Consider the following 17,902-nt stretch of genomic DNA (forward strand, 5'->3'; position numbering starts at 1 on the left):
TTTTATGCACAGGAAAACTCCGAGTTCATTCATTATAAAAATACATAAAAAAAAGCCATACTAAACAGCATATAGTTTCAGGTAAAGGGGGATATCAGGCATCCCGTGGTAGGCCTTTCTCAATAGCCCGCACCAGCCTTTTTTTCTGTGGCGATTGAACAGCCACAGTCAGTGTAGACCGTCTTTTCAATTGTTGTGAGATTGACCACTCAATATGTTCATCTAGCATTGGATCAATCCCGCGGCGCGCTTCCAGTGCCAATACGATACTGTCGAGATAGGGGGCATTGCCCAGTGCTACCGAGATATTACGTAGCCAGCGTAGGTGACCAATGCGGCGGATGGCGGAACCCTCCGTAACCCGCAAAAATTTCTCTTCATTCCAGGCAAATAAATCCAATAACTGTGGCGTGTGTAGCACGGCGCGTGGGCTGAAATCTTCCTCATCAGTTAATTGTGAGAAGCGGTTCCAGGGGCAGATAAGCTGACAATCATCACAGCCATAAATACGATTTCCCATTAGTGGACGAAATTCTTCTGGTATCGCCCCTTCAAGTTCAATGGTTAGGTAGGAGATACAGCGGCGAGCATCAACGGTATAGGGTGCAACGATAGCGCCGGTCGGGCAGGTGGTGATACAGGCAACGCAACGGCCACATTGCTCCTCTTGCGGCTTATCTATAGGCAGCGGCAGATCAATTAATAATTCGCCAAGAAAGAACCAGGAACCCGCATCACGATTTAAAATCAGTGAGTGCTTACCAACCCAGCCAATTCCTGCTTTTGCAGCCAATGACCGCTCCATAATGGGGGCAGAATCGACAAATGGGCGGAAATTGATGTCACCGTGAGCCTGCTCCAGACAGTAACTCTGAATCATATCGCCCAATCTTTTCAGCCGCTGGCGCAGCAATTTATGATAATCACGGCCCAGCGCATAGCGACTGACATAACCTAACTCAGCATTGTTCAATGTGCTGGCAAATGCAGCCTTGGCAGGGAGATAATTCATCCGCACGCTAATCACCCGTAAGGTTCCGGGTAATAATTCATGGGGCCGCGCGCGCAGCATACCGTGGCGAGCCATCCAGGCCATCTCGCCATGATATTGTTTATCAAGCCAAGTTTGTAACCGCGGTTCTTCCGCAGACAAATCCGTATCGCAGATACCGACTTGCTGGAAACCTAGCGATTGCCCCCATTGCTTGATATGTTGGGCTAATTGATTCAGATCGAGGGGGTGTGCCATGACGGACCATAGTAAGAAACAAATCGGTGTCAGCTTACCACACTCTGTTTTTTCTGCGGACTGGGTACGTCAGAACGAGGCTGTGGCCGCGGCACACTTTTCTCTAACGTTGTTTGATCTGATGGTCAGAGCGGGCGATGCGGCCTTTGAACTGGCGCGTAAACAGTACCCAGCGGCGCGTCACTGGTTGATATTGTGTGGCCACGGTAATAATGGTGGCGATGGTTATATCGTTGCGAATCGGGCATTAGCGGCTGGGCTGAATGTTACGCTTATTGCCTGCCCCGGCAATCGGCCATTACCCGCACAAGCGCATCAGGCGCAATCCCAATGGCTGGCGGCAGGTGGCATAATTCATCAACCTGAGACACCGTGGCCACAACATGTTGATTTGATTATTGATGCATTGTTGGGTATTGGCCTGCGAGCGGCACCGCAAGGCGCTTATGCTACGCTGATTGACACCGCGAATCGCCATCGGGCCGCAAAGATTGCCTTGGATATTCCTTCTGGACTCAGTGCCGATAGCGGTGCTGCTCCCGGATCTGTTATTCGCGCAGACCACACCCTGACTTTTGTCGCGCTGAAACCAGGTTTGCTCACCGGTCAGGCCCGTGATTGGGTGGGGCATTTACACTGCAATGACTTGGGGCTGACAGCATGGCTGCTCACTCAACCGCTACAAATTGAGCGAATGACCGCAGATCACCTACCGCAATGGCTACAGCCACGCCGCCCTTGTGCTCATAAAGGGGAACATGGCCGATTGTTGCTGGTGGGCGGAGATAAAGGGCTGGGAGGTGCGATTCGCATGGCTGGTGAAGCCGCTCTGCGCAGTGGGGCTGGCTTGGTGCGAGTGCTCACTCACATTGAGCATGTGGCACCGATTCTGGCGGCAAGGCCCGAGTTGATGGTACAAGAGTTAACGCCGGAAACTCTTGAGCAAGGTATTGGCTGGGCTGATGTCCTGGTTGTCGGCCCGGGGTTAGGGCAGTCCGATTGGGGCCGGAATGCTCTGAATTTATTGCAACAAAGTGATAAACCAGCATTATGGGACGCAGATGCGCTCAACTTGCTGGCATTAAATCCACATAGGCGTCAGAATCGGGTATTGACCCCACATCCAGGGGAAGCTGCTCGTCTGCTTGGTTGTCGCGTCGCTGATATTGAGAGTGACCGCTTACTTTCGGCCCGAAACATCGTTAAACAATATGGTGGTGTGGTGGTATTGAAAGGTGCTGGTACCCTGATTGCCAGTGAGCAGGGCGAGATGGCGATTGCTGATGTTGGTAATGCAGGGATGGCCTCCGGCGGCATGGGGGATATTCTGTCCGGTATTATTGGTAGTTTGATAGCACAAAAGCTGGTGCTGTATGATGCTGCCTGTGCAGGTTGTGTCGTGCATGGCGTTGCCGCAGACAAACTGGCTGAAGTTCAAGGCACCCGGGGTTTACTGGCAACAGATTTACTGCCAGTTATTCCGAAGTACGTTAATCCTGAGTTAGCAAGATAGATATCACAGAATGAAAGAACTCGTTTTACCTCTGCCTGATGAGGCAGCGACCGTTGCATTAGGGGCTAGTTTGGCCCATGCCTTCAATGGTGCTAGCGTTATTTATCTGTTCGGTGACTTAGGTGCCGGAAAAACAACTTTCAGCCGCGGCTTCCTTCAGGCCCTTGGCCACATTGGTCATGTTAAAAGCCCTACTTATACCTTGGTTGAACCTTATGCATTAACTCCAAGACCGGTTTACCATTTTGACCTATATCGTCTGGCGGATCCTGAGGAGCTGGAGTTTATGGGTATTCGTGATTATTTCGATGAGCGGGCAATTTGCCTGGTGGAATGGCCACAGCAAGGTGAGGGGTTCTTACCTCGGGCCGATATAGAGTTACATTTGGCGTATCAGGCTGAAGGGCGTGAAGCCCGTCTGGTTGCCCTTTCTGATGCGGGTGCGGATGTATTGCGCCGTTTAGCTGCTGTGCAAGGATAATTTGATAATGATGCATAGCTTGATGCTAATAAATCGCTGCCAACGATCGTTTACCGCAGTCATGCTGGTTATGGTGAGTTTATTAAGCCTACCTTCCGCCTTGGCTATGAAACTCACCGATATTAAGGTGAACAATGGCCCGACGGAAAGCCGGGTGACGCTCAGTTTTGATGGCAAACCGATTTATGCCTTTTTCTCGTTGAGTTCGCCTGAGCGAGTGGTGTTGGATGTCCGCCAAAGCGGTAATCTCTCTGGTTTGCCCTTGGAGTTCAGTGGGCAGAATCTGCTGAAAAGAATTCGCTCCAGCACCCCGAAAGATGAGCAAAGCACCCGTCTGGTGCTGGAATTGACGCAAAAAGTTAAAACCCGCGCGGTGACACAGCAGTCGGGCAGTAACTACACGGTGGTCATTACCATGACCGCAGCCGCCCCTGCTCGTCAGGTACAAACCACGTTAAGCCCGAACAATGCGTTAAGCTCAAACAATACGTTAAGCCCAAACAGTAGACCACTCAGCCAAACCAATACCCCTAGCCCGAATGCTGGGCGTTTGACGCCGCCGGTCAATAACGTGAATACGACACCGCGCGTGACCAGTTCAAACACCACATCGGAGGCTAAAAACCCGTTTAACAATAAGCCGACCGTGGTTGTCAGCAGTGATACCGTCACCACCAATACCGCCCGCCCGATTAAAGCCAGCCGTGTTGCTAATAGTGATCGTGTAGTGGTGGCAATCGATGCCGGTCACGGTGGGCAAGACCCAGGTGCAATCGGGCAAAATGGCCTGAAAGAGAAGAATGTCACGATTGCCATCGCCCGCCGACTTGAAGCATTGCTTAATAGCGACCCGATGTTTAAACCGGTTTTAACCCGCAATGGCGATTACTTCATTTCGGTGATGGGCCGTTCGGATGTGGCCCGTAAGCAGGGGGCTAACGTGCTGGTTTCTATTCATGCGGATGCGGCACCTAACCGCAGTGCTACTGGGGCTTCGGTGTGGGTTCTGTCAAATCGCCGTGCTAACAGTGAAATGGGCAACTGGCTGGAACAGCATGAGAAACAATCTGAATTGCTCGGTGGTGCAGGTGACGTGTTGGCGAATACCGCGTCAGACCCCTATTTGAGTCAGGCAGTATTGGATCTCCAATTCGGCCACTCCCAGCGGGTGGGCTATGACGTAGCGACCAAGGTGCTGCGTGAGCTACAAACAGTAGGTGACATTCATAAACGTCGGCCTGAACACGCCAGTCTTGGGGTGTTACGTTCACCGGATATTCCATCGTTATTAGTGGAAACCGGCTTTATCAGTAATAGTACGGAGGAGCGGCTGCTTGGCAGTAGCGCGTATCAGGAGAAGATTGCTCAGGCCATTTATAAAGGCTTGCGCAGTTATTTCCTTGCGCATCCGCTACAAGCCGACCCAAAGGTCGAAAACCGTCCGCTAATAGAAACAGCGGCGGTTGATTCTTCAGTACAGCGTTCAAGTGTTAATCAGCCAGAACCGATTGTCAGCAATGCGCAAAGCGGCAGAGTCTCTGCCGTCAAGCCTGTGGCGACAGGGAAAAGCCAAATCCATAAAGTACAACGTGGTGAAACCTTATCCGGCATTGCGAGCCAATACGGTGTCAGCATGGCGCTATTGCGGCAAAACAATACGCTGAAAAATGATGTGGTGTGGGTGGGTCAGCGTTTGAAAGTGCCGGCATCGGGCAGCACGGTAAAGGCTGCGGCACCAAAAACCCAAACAATTGCTAAAAACAAAACAGTAAAACATCAGGTAAAACGCGGTGATACGCTATCAGCCATTGCGGCCAGATATGGCGTGTCGATGAGTGAGATTGAGCGGGCGAACAAGATAAAGTCAGGTAATGTCCAGCTAGGGCAAACCCTCACGATCCCACAATCGTAAGCGAAAGGAACTGCTATGCCGATTCATATTCTGCCACCACAGCTTGCTAACCAAATTGCCGCCGGTGAAGTGGTAGAGCGGCCTGCGTCGGTGGTTAAAGAGTTGGTAGAAAACAGTCTGGATGCAGGAGCCACCCGGATTGATATCGATATTGAACGGGGTGGCGCCAAACTGATTCGTATCCGCGATAATGGCTGCGGCATCGGCAAAGAAGATTTATCACTGGCGCTGGCGCGCCATGCCACCAGTAAGATAAGTTCGCTAGAAGATCTGGAAGCTATCCTCAGCATGGGCTTTCGTGGCGAAGCACTGGCCAGTATCAGTTCAGTCTCACGTCTGATTTTGACTTCCCGCACTGCCGAACAAAATGAAGCCTGGCAGGCTTATGCGGAAGGGCGTGATATGGCCGTCACTATCAAGCCAGCGGCGCATCCAGTGGGGAGTACCCTTGAAGTGCTGGATCTGTTTTATAACACGCCAGCGCGCCGCAAATTTATGCGCACTGAAAAAACCGAGTTCGGTCATATTGATGAAGTGGTGCGGCGCATTGCGCTGGCGCGCTTTGATGTGGCGATCAATCTGAGTCATAACGGTAAGTTAATGCGTCAGTACCGCGCAGCCCCTGACCCTTCACAGCACGAGCGTCGGCTGGCGAGCATCTGTGGCCCGGCGTTTTTGCAGCATGCACTGGCCATTTCCTGGCAACATGGTGATTTGACTATTCGTGGTTGGGTGGCTGATCCTGCCGCCAGTCGTACACTCAGTGAAATGCAGTATTGTTACGTCAATAATCGCATGATGCGTGATCGGTTGATTAATCACGCTATCCGTCAGGCCTATCAAGATTTACTCAAAGATGATCAACAACCCGCTTATGTTTTGTATCTGGATATTGATCCACATCAGGTGGATGTAAATGTGCATCCGGCGAAACATGAGGTGCGTTTCCATCAGGCGCGGTTGGTACATGACTTTATTTATCAGGCTGTTACCACTGTTTTACAGCAGACTGCCTCGCCAGTGCTAAATATCAATGAAGATGGTGAAGAGATAGAAGCACCACGCTGGCAGCCGGAAAATCGTGTGGCGGCGGGGGGGAATAAATATGCGCAACCGGAGCCTGCAAAAGCGCCAGCGGCAGAACGGACACGGGTTTCAGATAAAGTATCGTCTTCAGAACCCACGCTAGCGGCAGCGCGGTCTCCTGCCCGTGAACAGGCAGCACCTGGCTATAGCGCTGGGCAACCCTACCAAAAGCAGCAAGGCGAATTGTATCGTCAATTGGTGCAACCGGCCGCTGTGGGCCAAGCCATAGAACAGCCTGCATCGGTGCCAGCCCCGCGCTTTGCATCAGCAGATGAACCACTTCATGGCGATTATTACAGCTTTGGCCGAGTATTAACGGTATTCCCACCTTGCTATGCTTTGATTGAATATAAGCAAGGTGTGGCATTATTGGCACTGACTGTTGCCGAGCGCTGGCTGAAACAAGCTCAACTGAATCCGCCAGCCGAGGGTTTACGCCCTCAGCCATTACTTATTCCATTAAAACTGACATTAGATAAGAATGAGGCCGCAGCCTGTCTGCGCCATCAGAACTTATTGGTTACTATGGGGATAGAATTGACTGTTGAGCAGACAAGAGCCACTTTACGTGCGGTATCTTTACCATTACGCCAACAAAATTTACAAAAACTGATACCGGAACTGTTAGGCTATCTGTCGCAGCATGAAGAGATATCGCCAGATGTTCTGGCCACATGGATTGCCCGCCACCTTGGCAGCGAACATGAGGTTTGGAATATGTCTCAAGCGATACAGTTATTGACGGATGTGGAACGTCTTTGTCCGCAGTTGGTGCAATCACCGCCTGCTGGATTATTACAACCTATTGATATAAAGGCTGCATTGGCAACCCTAACACATGAATGATATTGAAAATCTAGACCGGCCACCGGCAATTTTTATTATGGGGCCAACCGCTTGTGGTAAAACAGCGCTCTCCATTGCGCTTCGTCAGCGGTTACCTGTGGAGTTAATCAGCGTCGATTCTGCCTTGATCTATCGTGGCATGGATATCGGCACCGCTAAACCTGGTGCTGAAGAACTGGCGTTAGCACCACACCGGCTGATTGATATCCGTGACCCGGCTGAATCCTACTCAGCCGCTGATTTCCGTAAAGATGCATTGAAAGAGATGGCCGATATTACCGCTGCCGGGCGAATTCCGCTGCTGGTGGGGGGGACCATGCTGTATTTTAAAGCGCTGTTGGAAGGATTATCTCCGTTGCCACCTGCAGACCCGCAAGTGCGCGAGCGTATTGAACAGCAGGCCGCTGAGCTGGGTTGGGAGGCATTGCATCAGCAATTGGCCAAGGTAGACCCGGTTGCAGCGGCGCGAATTCATCCTAATGATCCCCAACGGCTCTCTAGAGCACTGGAAGTTTTTTTTATTTCAGGTAAAACTTTAACGGAACTGACTAAAATTTCGGGTGAAACCTTACCCTATCGGGTTCACCAATTTGCGATTGCGCCTGTTAGCCGGGAACTGTTGCACCAGCGGATTGAATTACGTTTTCATCAGATGCTGGACGCAGGGTTTGAAACAGAGGCTAGGGCGCTTTTTAACCGCGGTGATTTGCATACGGATTTGCCTGCCATTCGTTGTGTGGGATACCGGCAGATGTGGTCTTATCTGTCCGGTGAGATTGATTACGACGAAATGGTTTACCGTGGAGTTTGTGCGACACGTCAACTGGCAAAGCGCCAAATGACTTGGTTACGGGGCTGGAGTTCAGTTCAGTGGCTCGACAGTGATAAGCCGGGAGAGGCTTTAGACTCTGTAATACAGGTTGTTAGTGCATAGGTTGAATGATTGTGTACAATTGATTAGTACTCAACGCGCGGATTTTTTTTACGCAGTTTATTTTCGAGCCGATAGGTTCTTAGTTAAAAACAACAAGCAAATAAGGAAAATATAGAATGGCTAAGGGGCAATCTTTGCAAGATCCGTTCCTGAACGCATTGCGTCGTGAACGGGTTCCGGTTTCTATTTATTTAGTGAATGGCATTAAACTGCAGGGCCAAGTTGAGTCTTTTGATCAGTTTGTCATTCTGTTAAAAAACACAGTCAGTCAGATGGTCTATAAACACGCCATCTCTACTGTAGTGCCTTCTCGCCCGGTTTCGCATCACAGCAATACGCCGAGTGGAAGCACCAATAATTATCATGGTAGTAATCCGTCTGCGCCGCAACAACCGCAGCAGGATAGCGATGACGCTGAATAAAGCGCATTGCTGGTCGACCATGACGGGGAACATAAACAACGGATTCGGGTTTATGTTCTCCGCACTAGCGGTTTTAATCCGTTTGAGAGGTTGCACGTTTGTTTGACCGCTATGAAGCCGGTGAGCAGGCCGTACTGGTTCATATCTATTTCTCGCAAGACAAAAACTCAGAAGATCTGCGTGAATTTGAAGCGCTGGTATCTTCTGCGGGCGTAGAAGCTTTGCAAATTGTGACGGGTAGTCGCAAAGCACCGCACCCTAAGTATTTTGTCGGTGAAGGAAAGGCCGAAGAAATTGCTGACGCGGTGAAAGCCAGTGGCGCGTCTGTTGTCTTGTTTGATCATGCCCTTTCTGCAGCGCAAGAGCGAAACCTTGAGCGTTTGTGTGAGTGTCGGGTCATTGATCGTACTGGACTAATCTTAGATATTTTTGCCCAACGGGCCCGTACCCACGAAGGTAAATTACAGGTCGAATTAGCGCAATTACGCCATATTGCGACCCGTTTGGTACGTGGCTGGACGCATCTTGAGCGTCAAAAGGGGGGGATTGGCCTAAGAGGGCCAGGTGAAACCCAGTTGGAGACCGACCGCCGTTTGTTACGTGACCGTATCAGCTTGATTTTGAGCCGTTTGGAGCGGGTGGCAAAGCAGCGTGAGCAGGGGCGACGTGCGCGTACCCGTGCTGAAATTCCGACAGTATCTTTGGTGGGATATACCAACGCCGGTAAATCCAGCCTGTTTAACAAAATTACGGCAGCTGATGTTTATGCGGCTGACCAATTATTTGCCACGCTGGATCCTACTTTACGCCGTATTAATGTGGCGGATGTGGGCGATACAGTGTTGGCGGATACGGTAGGTTTTATCCGGCATTTGCCGCATGATTTGGTCGCTGCTTTTAAAGCGACATTACAAGAAACACGGCAAGCCTCATTACTGTTACACATTATTGATGCAGCAGACCCTCGGGTAACCGAGAATATGGCCGCAGTTGATTCTGTTTTGGCAGAAATCGAAGCGGATGAAATACCTACATTATTAGTAATGAATAAAATTGATTTGTTGGATGATTTTGTCCCGCGAATTGATCGCAACGAAGACAATCTGCCAGTCAGAGTTTGGCTTTCGGCCCAAACCGGCGCAGGGATCTCGTTGCTCTTTCAAGCGTTGACGGAGCGTCTTTCAGGTGAGATCGCACACTTTGAATTACGTTTGCCACCTCAGGCAGGTCGTCTACGTAGCCGTTTTTACCAGCTTCAGGCAATTGAAAAAGAGTGGATAGACGAGGACGGAAACGTCGGTATGGTGGTCAGAATGCCTATCGTTGATTGGCGTCGTCTCTGTAAACAAGAGCAAGATTTGGTCAGTTATATTATTAATTAGTCGGTGCGACTAATTAGTTGATTACCTGATCTTTTTTGTGAGATTAAGAGCCAGCTTCTTTGGCATGTGCTCTTGGCCTGAAGAAAACCAATCATAGAAGAATGGAGCTAAAACATGGCGTGGAATCAGCCCGGTAATAACGGACAGGACCGCGATCCGTGGGGGAGCAGCAATAATAATGGCGGCAACTCTGGCGGAAATAACAATAATAAAGGTGGTCGTGACCAAGGGCCGCCTGATCTGGATGATATCTTTCGAAAACTGAGCAAAAAACTGAGTAGCCTCGGTGGTAAAGGTGGCGGCAGCGGCAATGATAACAGTGGTACGACAAGAGGCCCTGGTTTCAGTGGCCGGATTGTGGGCATTGCTGTGGTTGCTGTGGTGGTTATCTGGGCGGCAAGTGGTTTCTATACAATTAAAGAAGCCGAGCGCGGTGTCGTTACTCGCTTGGGTAAATTAAGCCACATTGTACAGCCTGGTTTGAACTGGAAACCGACCTTTATCGATGAAGTAACGCCAGTTAACGTTGAATCGGTACGTGAATTGGCAGCGTCCGGCGTGATGCTGACTTCTGATGAGAACGTGGTTCGCGTCGAAATGAACGTGCAGTACCGTGTGACTGATCCGGCCGCTTATCTGTTTAGCGTGACTAACCCGGACGACAGCTTGCGTCAGGCAACTGACAGCGCAGTACGTGGTGTTATTGGTAAATACACCATGGACAAAATCCTCACCGAAGGCCGTACCATCGTTCGTAGCGATACTCAACGTGTACTGGAAGAAACTATTCGTCCATACAATATGGGTATAACGCTGCTGGACGTTAACTTCCAGGCGGCGCGTCCACCAGAAGAAGTTAAAGCGGCATTTGATGATGCGATTGCAGCCCGTGAAAACGAACAACAGTATATTCGTGAAGCGGAAGCTTACACCAACGAAGTCCAACCACGGGCGAATGGTCAGGCGCAGCGTCTGTTAGAAGATGCGCGTGCTTATGCCGCACGTAAAGTGTTGGAAGCACAAGGTGAAGTCGCAGGTTTTGCTAAGTTGTTGCCTGAGTATAAGGCGGCACCAGAAATTACCCGTGAGCGCCTATACATCGAAACGATGGAGAAGGTCCTCGGTCATACCCGCAAAGTACTGGCGAGTGATAAGGGTAATAGTCTGATGGTGTTACCACTGGACCAAATGCTGCGCGGCCAAGGTGCAGATAAGGCAGCGGATGGCAATAAAGACACAAGCCTGATTCGTCTGAATCCGCCTTCTTCTGCTAATAGCAGTCAAGAGTCTGGTGCAAGCAACGCCAATACCAGCTCAACCAGTGGCTCTATCATGGATCAGCGCCGGGCGAATGCTCAGCGTGATACTTCCACTCGCGTAGGGAGAGAATAACCAATGCGTAAGTCTTTTTTACTTATCGTCGTTGTGGTGTTAATCGCACTCTACGCTTCTCTGTTTGTGGTACAGGAAGGCCAGCGCGGCATCGTGCTACGCTTTGGCAAGGTATTACGTGATAGTGATAACAAGCCGCTGGTGTATGCGCCGGGCTTGCACTTCAAGATACCGTTTATCGAAACAGTGAAAAGGTTGGATGCCCGTATTCAAACCATGGACAACCAGGCTGACCGTTTCGTTACCAACGAGAAGAAAGACCTGATTGTTGACTCCTATTTGAAATGGCGTATCAGCGATTTCAGTCGTTACTATCTGGCCACCGGTGGTGGTGATGTTTCTCAGGCCGAAGTGCTGCTGAAACGTAAGTTTAGTGACCGTTTGCGTTCTGAAATTGGTCGTTTGAACGTGCGTGACATCGTTACTGACTCACGTGGGCGTTTGACTTCAGATGTCCGTGATGCGCTGAACACCGGTAGTGTGGGTGATGAAGCTGTGACCACCGAAGCTGATGATGCAATTGCCTCTGCGGCAGCCCGTGTTGAGCAGGAAACCCGTGGCAAACAGCCTGCGGTTAACCCTAACAGTATGGCGGCGCTAGGGATTGAGGTTGTTGACGTGCGAATCAAGCAGATCAACTTACCGGCTGAAGTGTCTGATGCTATCTTCCAACGTATGCGTGCTGAGCGTGAAGCGGTAGCCCGTCGTCATCGTTCACAAGGTCAGGAAGAAGCAGAGAAGTTGCGTGCAACAGCTGACTATGAAGTAACACGTACACTGGCAGAAGCAGAACGTCAGGCGCGTATTACTCGTGGTGGCGGTGATGCAGAAGCAGCTCGTCTGTTTGCTGACGCATTCAGTAAAGACCCAGACTTCTATGCCTTCATTCGTAGCTTGCGTGCGTATGAAAACAGCTTCAACAGCGGCAATGATGTGATGGTTCTGAGCCCGGATAGCGATTTCTTCCGTTATATGAGGTCGCCGGATAACTCCAGCAAACGTCCATAACGGCTGTCGTTACAGCTCGTCTTGACCGTAACAGTAAGGCCCGTTAACGCGGGCCTTTTCCATTTGAGACAAACAATGAATTCAACCATCTTGTTAGCATTGGGTCTGGTTTTGGTGCTCGAAGGGCTTGGCCCGATGCTGTACCCCAAAGCCTGGCGCAAAATGATTCAGGCGATGACCCAATTACCGGATGCCACTTTGCGCCGTTTTGGTGGCGGATTAGTGGTTGCTGGTGTGGTTATCTACTACATGTTGCGTAGCCGCATGGGTGGCTGAATGTAAGCACAAAAATTGTTCAGTTATGTGTTAAAAAGTACTGAAAGCAGCCGAATGAGATGTTAGAATCCTTTTTTAAGCAACCTGGTGATTTTTGAGATGGGTAAGAACGTCGTCGTACTGGGCACCCAATGGGGTGACGAAGGTAAGGGCAAGGTCGTTGACCTGCTGACTGAACGGGCTAATTATGTTGTGCGCTATCAAGGTGGTCACAACGCTGGCCATACTTTGGTTATCAACGGTGAGAAAACCGTTCTTCATTTAATTCCCTCAGGTATTCTGCGTGAAAACGTAACCAGCATCATCGGCAACGGTGTTGTATTGGCACCTGACGCTTTAATGAAAGAGATGACAGAACTTGAAGCGCGCGGTGTGCCTGTACGTGAGCGACTGTTACTCTCCGAAGCATGCCCATTAATCCTGCCTTATCATGTGGCTTTGGATAATGCGCGTGAAAAAGCACGTGGTGAAAAAGCGATTGGTACTACCGGCCGTGGTATTGGTCCTGCTTATGAAGACAAAGTTGCCCGCCGTGGTCTGCGCGTAGGCGATTTGTTCAACAAAGAAACCTTCGCTATCAAACTGAAAGAAATTGTGGATTACCACAACTTCCAGTTAGTGCATTACTACAAAGCTGACGCAGTTGACTACCAAACAGTGCTGGATGAAGTATTAGCTATTGCTGATATTTTGACCGCCATGGTGGTTGATGTTTCTGACTTGTTGGACAGCGCCCGCAAGCGCGGTGATCTGATCATGTTCGAAGGCGCACAAGGCACCTTACTGGACATCGATCACGGTACTTATCCGTATGTAACTTCATCTAACACCACTGCTGGTGGCGTAGCCACAGGCTCTGGCTTGGGTCCACGTTATGTTGATTACGTCTTAGGTATCGTTAAAGCTTATTCCACCCGTGTAGGTGCAGGTCCATTCCCTACCGAGTTGAATGATGAAACTGGCGAATTCCTGCGTAAGCAAGGTAACGAATATGGCGCAACAACAGGCCGTAGCCGTCGTACCGGTTGGTTGGATATCGTTGCAGTGCGTCGTGCCGTGCAGATCAACTCCCTGTCTGGTTTCTGTATGACCAAACTGGACGTGTTAGATGGTCTGAAAGAAGTGAAGCTGTGTGTTGGCTACCGCATGCCAGATGGTCGCGAAGTTGATACTACCCCACTGGCTGCTGAAGGTTGGGAAGGTATCGAGCCAATTTACGAAACCATGCCAGGCTGGTCAGAAACCACCTTTGGTGTGAAAGAACATAGCAAGTTGCCACAGGCAGCCCTGAACTACATCAAACGAGTAGAAGAGCTGACCGGTGTTCCGGTTGATATTATCTCTACCGGTCCTGATCGTGAAGAAACCATGATCCTGCGCGACCCATTTGATGCATGATTCGTTTGATTTATGATTAAGTGGCTAACCGCCAAATAGTCAGAATTCAGACTTTAATAAGCCGGGCTTAAGTCCGGTTTATTGTTTATACCCGTCATACTTCAAGCTGCATGTGCGTTGGCTACGTTCGTTACTCGGCCCGTCCATGGGCCTCGCCTCTGCGAGGCTGCTGCAAGCAGCGTTCAAATCGGTTCCTGACCGATTTGTCACCCGAATCACTTACCTCATGTAAGCTCATCGGGGTTCTCTCTCTTGCCGCCTTCCTGCAACTCGAATTATTTAGGGTATATACCCGTTATACATTGTTAACTGCAAAGCCAGCTATTTTGGGTATAATTAGATGCAGAAGTGACCTCGGATATGCCGTTTTATACCAAAAGCGCCACCCTTCACCTAAATGATTAGCCGCAAGCTTTATGGCTGGTTTATCATTCAAAGAATATATCCGTCATACTTCAAGTTGCATGTGCGTTTGGCTGCCTTCATTCACCCTAATCACTTACTGATGTAAGCTCTTGGGGATTCGCTTAGTTGCCGCCTTCCTGTAACTCGAGTTATGTAGGATATGAGTTTTCTGAATCACACTTATAACCTATCCAAAAAGTGTTATTTCCGATGGGGTTAAGCCGGGTAAATTGATACTCAGGGGTATACGTGCAGTTAACAAGTTTTACTGATTATGGTTTGCGGGCGCTTACTTATATGGCCTCGCTACCGGAAGGCCAAATGACCAGCATTTCTCAGGTAACTGAGGTATATGGCGTGTCTCGCAATCATATGGTTAAAATAATCAATCAGTTGAGCCGTGTCGGTCTGGTGACCGCCGTGCGGGGCAAAAATGGTGGTATACGGTTGGGTAAACCGGCTAACCAAATTCTAATTGGTGATGTTGTGCGCCAACTGGAGCCACTGTCTCTGGTGAATTGCAGTAGTGATTTTTGCCACATAACACCCGCTTGTCGTCTGAAACAAGTGCTTAATCAGGCGGTACAGAGTTTCCTTAACGAGCTGGATAACTATACTTTGGCTGACATGGTTAAAGATAATTCCCCGCTCTACAAACTGTTACTTGTTGAGTAGATTTTTGCTTAATCAAAGATATATATACCCAAAGAACTTGGAGTTGCAGGTAGGCTGCCAGTAAACGAATCCCGATGAGCTTACACTGGTAAGTGATTCGGGTGAGAGCGCGCAGCTAACACCCCTGCGGCTTCAAGTACGCAGGGTATAAGACCTGCTGCTGACAACGGAGGAACCGCAATGTCACAAGATCCATTCTTGGAACGAGAAGCAGAAAAATATGAGTCACCGATCCCTAGTCGGGAATTCATTTTGGCTCATCTCGCGAAGCGCGAAACACCTGCCAGCCGTGAAGAGCTGGCCAATGAACTTAATTTAACCGGCGAAGAGCCTTTAGAGGCACTGCGTCGCCGCCTGCGCGCTATGGAGCGCGATGGGCAATTGGTCTTCACCCGTCGTCAGTGCTACGCCTTGCCTGAGCGTCTCGACTTACTGCGTGGGACTGTTATTGGTCACCGTGATGGTTTCGGCTTTTTACGCGTTGAAGGCAGTAAAGACGACCTGTATCTCTCCGCAGAACAGATGAAAACCGCCATTCATGGTGATGTGGTATTGGCCCAAGCAGTTGGCGCAGACCGCAAAGGTCGCCGTGAAGCGCGTATTGTGCGCGTATTAGTACCGAAAACCAGCCAGATTGTTGGTCGTTACTTTACTGATGCCGGTACCGGTTTTGTGGTACCAGATGATGGTCGATTGAGTTTTGACATTCTGATCCCGCCAGAGGCAATCAACGGTGCGCGGATGGGTTATATGGTGGTGGTCGAGTTGACTCAGCGCCCGACCCGCCGGACTAAAGCGGTAGGTAAGATTGTTGAAGTGCTCGGCGAGAACATGGGCACCAGCATGGCGGTGGATATCGCACTGCGTACCCATGAGATCCCCCATACCTGGCCGCCACAAGTTGAAAAACAAGTTGTGGATCTGAAAGAACAAGTACCGGAAGAGGCGAAGAAAGGGCGGGTGGATTTACGCAACCTGCCATTGGTCACTATTGATGGTGAAGATGCCCGCGACTTCGATGATGCTGTTTACTGCGAGAAGAAACGCGGTGGTGGCTGGCGCTTGTGGGTGGCGATTGCTGATGTCAGCTATTATGTGCGCCCGCGCACCGCGCTGGATGATGAAGCTCGCAGCCGTGGTAACTCGGTTTACTTCCCGTCGCAAGTGGTTCCGATGCTGCCGGAAGTGCTCTCAAACGGCCTTTGCTCCCTGAATCCGCAGGTAGACCGCCTGTGCATGGTGTGTGAGATGACCATCTCCTCACAGGGTAAGCTGTCGTCGTATAAGTTCTACGAAGCAGTGATGAGCTCCCACGCACGTCTGACCTACACCAAAGTGTGGCGGATTATTGATGGTGAAGAGACACTGCGTGAGCAATATAAGCCGCTGGTACCGCATCTGTTAGAACTGCATACCATGTATAAAGCGCTGGATCAGGCCCGTGCTGAGCGTGGTGGTATCGCGTTCGAAACCGAAGAAGCCAAGTTTATCTTCAACGCTGAACGGCGCATTGAACGAATTGAATCGACGGTGCGCAATGACGCGCATAAGTTGATTGAAGAGTGCATGATTTTGGCGAATATTGCAGCCGCTCGTTTTGTCGAAAAACACAACGAACCTGCATTGTTCCGTGTACATGACCGCCCAAGTGATGACCATATCTCCGCACTGCGTAGCGTGCTGAATGAGCTGGGCCTGACCTTAGGTGGCGGCTTGAAGCCAGAGCCGAAAGATTACGCTGTACTGATGGATGAAGTTGCCGATCGCCCGGACCATGAAATGCTGCAAACCATGTTGCTGCGCTCAATGAAACAGGCAATTTACGATCCAGAAAACCGGGGTCACTTTGGCCTGGCATTGGCCTCTTATGGCCATTTCACCTCACCAATCCGCCGTTATCCCGACTTGGCGATGCACCGCGCTATCAAGTACCAGCTCGCCAAAGAGCAAGGCAATCAGAAAGAGCGCTGGACACCAACCGGTGGCTGGCACAGTGAATACGAAGATATGCTGCAATTGGGCGAACACTGCTCAATGACTGAACGCCGCGCTGATGAAGCTACCCGTAACGTAGCGGACTGGCTGAAGTGTGATTTTATGCAGGATCAGGTTGGTAAAGTCTTCACCGGGATCATTGCCAGTGTTACCGGCTTTGGTTTCTTCGTGCGTTTGGATGATCTGTTTATTGATGGTTTGGTGCATGTTTCCAGCCTGGATAATGACTATTACCGTTACGACAACATCGGCCAACGTCTGATCGGCGAATCCTCAGGTCAGGTTTACCGCTTGGGTGATACCGTAGAAATTCGGGTTGAGGCGGTACATATGGATGAGCGCAAAATTGACTTTGCTCTGGTCTCCAGTACCCGTAAGCCGCGCGGTGAGGGTAAAACAGCCCGTGATAAGGCGAAGAAAGCTGATGGGCAGCGCACGATGCGTGATACCTCAACCGGTCGTGGTGGGCGTGGCAGTTCATCTGGTGCTCCGCGCCGTGATGGCGCGCCAGCCGGTGGTGGTCAGCAACGGCCTCGTCGGGCAAAAAAACCAGTGAACTTCGAGCCGGATAGTGCATTCCGCCCAGCAGATGCCGCCGCTAAGCCGGACGATAAAGCGCTGGCTGAGAAAAAAGCCAAAGCGAAAGCAAAACGAGCGTCCGCTAAAACCAAAAAAATTGCCGCCGCCACCAAGGCCAAGCGTGCGAAGAAGAAAACCAGCAGCGACCAGTAATGGCCTGCTGATTGTCGGGTGGCTTTGGTCACCCGCATTAATTTAATCATTTATACCCGTCATACTTCAAGCTGCATGTGCGTTGGCTACGTTTAATCACCCGAATCACTTACAACACCGTAAGCTCATCGGGATTCTCTCACTAGCCGCCTTCCTGCAACTTGAATTATTTAGGGTATATGTTTAATCATTTATT

The 17,902-nt window shown here is 50.3% G+C and carries 14 protein-coding genes; 13 read left to right on the plus strand and 1 reads right to left on the minus strand.

Annotated features, from left to right (window positions below; all coding sequences use genetic code 11):
* Nucleotides 1-94: 94 nt before the first annotated feature.
* Nucleotides 95-1,249: a tRNA epoxyqueuosine(34) reductase QueG gene (gene queG, locus Q2T71_RS00830; RefSeq protein WP_372557820.1), complete on the minus strand. Its 1,155-nt coding sequence runs from the start codon at nucleotides 1,247-1,249 to the stop codon at nucleotides 95-97.
* On the opposite strand from queG, the gene nnr reads away from it, so the two are divergent.
* The 13 genes from nnr (at nucleotide 1,248) to rnr (ending at nucleotide 17,706) form a co-directional block, all read left to right on the plus strand.
* A complete protein-coding gene (gene nnr, locus Q2T71_RS00835; RefSeq protein ID WP_372557821.1) occupies nucleotides 1,248-2,762 on the plus strand; it encodes a bifunctional ADP-dependent NAD(P)H-hydrate dehydratase/NAD(P)H-hydrate epimerase in 1,515 nt (504 codons plus the stop codon). The genes queG and nnr overlap by 2 nt on opposite strands.
* Before the next feature lie 10 nt (nucleotides 2,763-2,772).
* Nucleotides 2,773-3,243 carry a tRNA (adenosine(37)-N6)-threonylcarbamoyltransferase complex ATPase subunit type 1 TsaE gene (tsaE, locus tag Q2T71_RS00840; protein ID WP_083160981.1) on the plus strand — a complete coding sequence of 157 codons (471 nt, stop codon included), beginning with the start codon at nucleotides 2,773-2,775 and terminating at the stop codon, nucleotides 3,241-3,243.
* Between the two features lie 61 nt (nucleotides 3,244-3,304).
* Nucleotides 3,305-5,155 carry an N-acetylmuramoyl-L-alanine amidase AmiB gene (gene amiB, locus Q2T71_RS00845; RefSeq protein WP_372559804.1) on the plus strand — a complete coding sequence of 617 codons (1,851 nt, stop codon included), beginning with the start codon at nucleotides 3,305-3,307 and terminating at the stop codon, nucleotides 5,153-5,155.
* A 15-nt stretch (nucleotides 5,156-5,170) separates the two neighbouring features.
* Nucleotides 5,171-7,087, plus strand: coding sequence for a DNA mismatch repair endonuclease MutL (gene mutL, locus Q2T71_RS00850; protein WP_372557822.1), 1,917 nt, complete (start codon nucleotides 5,171-5,173; stop codon nucleotides 7,085-7,087).
* Nucleotides 7,080-8,021, plus strand: a complete 942-nt coding sequence (gene miaA / locus Q2T71_RS00855) for a tRNA (adenosine(37)-N6)-dimethylallyltransferase MiaA (protein WP_372557823.1) — start codon at nucleotides 7,080-7,082, stop codon at nucleotides 8,019-8,021. Before mutL ends, miaA begins: the two co-directional genes overlap by 8 nt.
* A gap of 116 nt (nucleotides 8,022-8,137) precedes the next feature.
* A complete protein-coding gene (gene hfq / locus Q2T71_RS00860) occupies nucleotides 8,138-8,443 on the plus strand; it encodes an RNA chaperone Hfq (RefSeq protein WP_002209151.1) in 306 nt (101 codons plus the stop codon).
* Between the two features lie 98 nt (nucleotides 8,444-8,541).
* A complete protein-coding gene (gene hflX, locus Q2T71_RS00865; protein WP_083160975.1) occupies nucleotides 8,542-9,825 on the plus strand; it encodes a ribosome rescue GTPase HflX in 1,284 nt (427 codons plus the stop codon).
* Nucleotides 9,826-9,939: 114 nt separating this feature from the next.
* The gene (hflK, locus tag Q2T71_RS00870) at nucleotides 9,940-11,217 is read left to right on the plus strand and encodes an FtsH protease activity modulator HflK (protein WP_083160973.1); all 1,278 of its coding nucleotides are present in this window, start codon (nucleotides 9,940-9,942) and stop codon (nucleotides 11,215-11,217) included.
* Between the two features lie 3 nt (nucleotides 11,218-11,220).
* Nucleotides 11,221-12,225, plus strand: a complete 1,005-nt coding sequence (gene hflC / locus Q2T71_RS00875) for a protease modulator HflC (protein WP_083160971.1) — start codon at nucleotides 11,221-11,223, stop codon at nucleotides 12,223-12,225.
* A gap of 75 nt (nucleotides 12,226-12,300) precedes the next feature.
* Nucleotides 12,301-12,501 carry a DUF2065 family protein gene (locus Q2T71_RS00880; RefSeq protein WP_005193214.1) on the plus strand — a complete coding sequence of 67 codons (201 nt, stop codon included), beginning with the start codon at nucleotides 12,301-12,303 and terminating at the stop codon, nucleotides 12,499-12,501.
* Between the two features lie 99 nt (nucleotides 12,502-12,600).
* Entirely contained in the window at nucleotides 12,601-13,899 is a 1,299-nt protein-coding gene (locus Q2T71_RS00885) for an adenylosuccinate synthase (protein WP_083160969.1), read from the plus strand.
* 654 nt (nucleotides 13,900-14,553) lie between these two features.
* Nucleotides 14,554-14,979, plus strand: a complete 426-nt coding sequence (gene nsrR / locus Q2T71_RS00890) for a nitric oxide-sensing transcriptional repressor NsrR (RefSeq protein ID WP_083160967.1) — start codon at nucleotides 14,554-14,556, stop codon at nucleotides 14,977-14,979.
* Between the two features lie 180 nt (nucleotides 14,980-15,159).
* Nucleotides 15,160-17,706 carry a ribonuclease R gene (gene rnr, locus Q2T71_RS00895; protein WP_372557824.1) on the plus strand — a complete coding sequence of 849 codons (2,547 nt, stop codon included), beginning with the start codon at nucleotides 15,160-15,162 and terminating at the stop codon, nucleotides 17,704-17,706.
* The last annotated feature ends 196 nt before the right edge of the window (nucleotides 17,707-17,902 follow it).

This window comes from Yersinia sp. 1652 StPb PI (genome assembly GCF_041538345.1).
Classification (GTDB): domain Bacteria; phylum Pseudomonadota; class Gammaproteobacteria; order Enterobacterales; family Enterobacteriaceae; genus Yersinia; species Yersinia enterocolitica_E.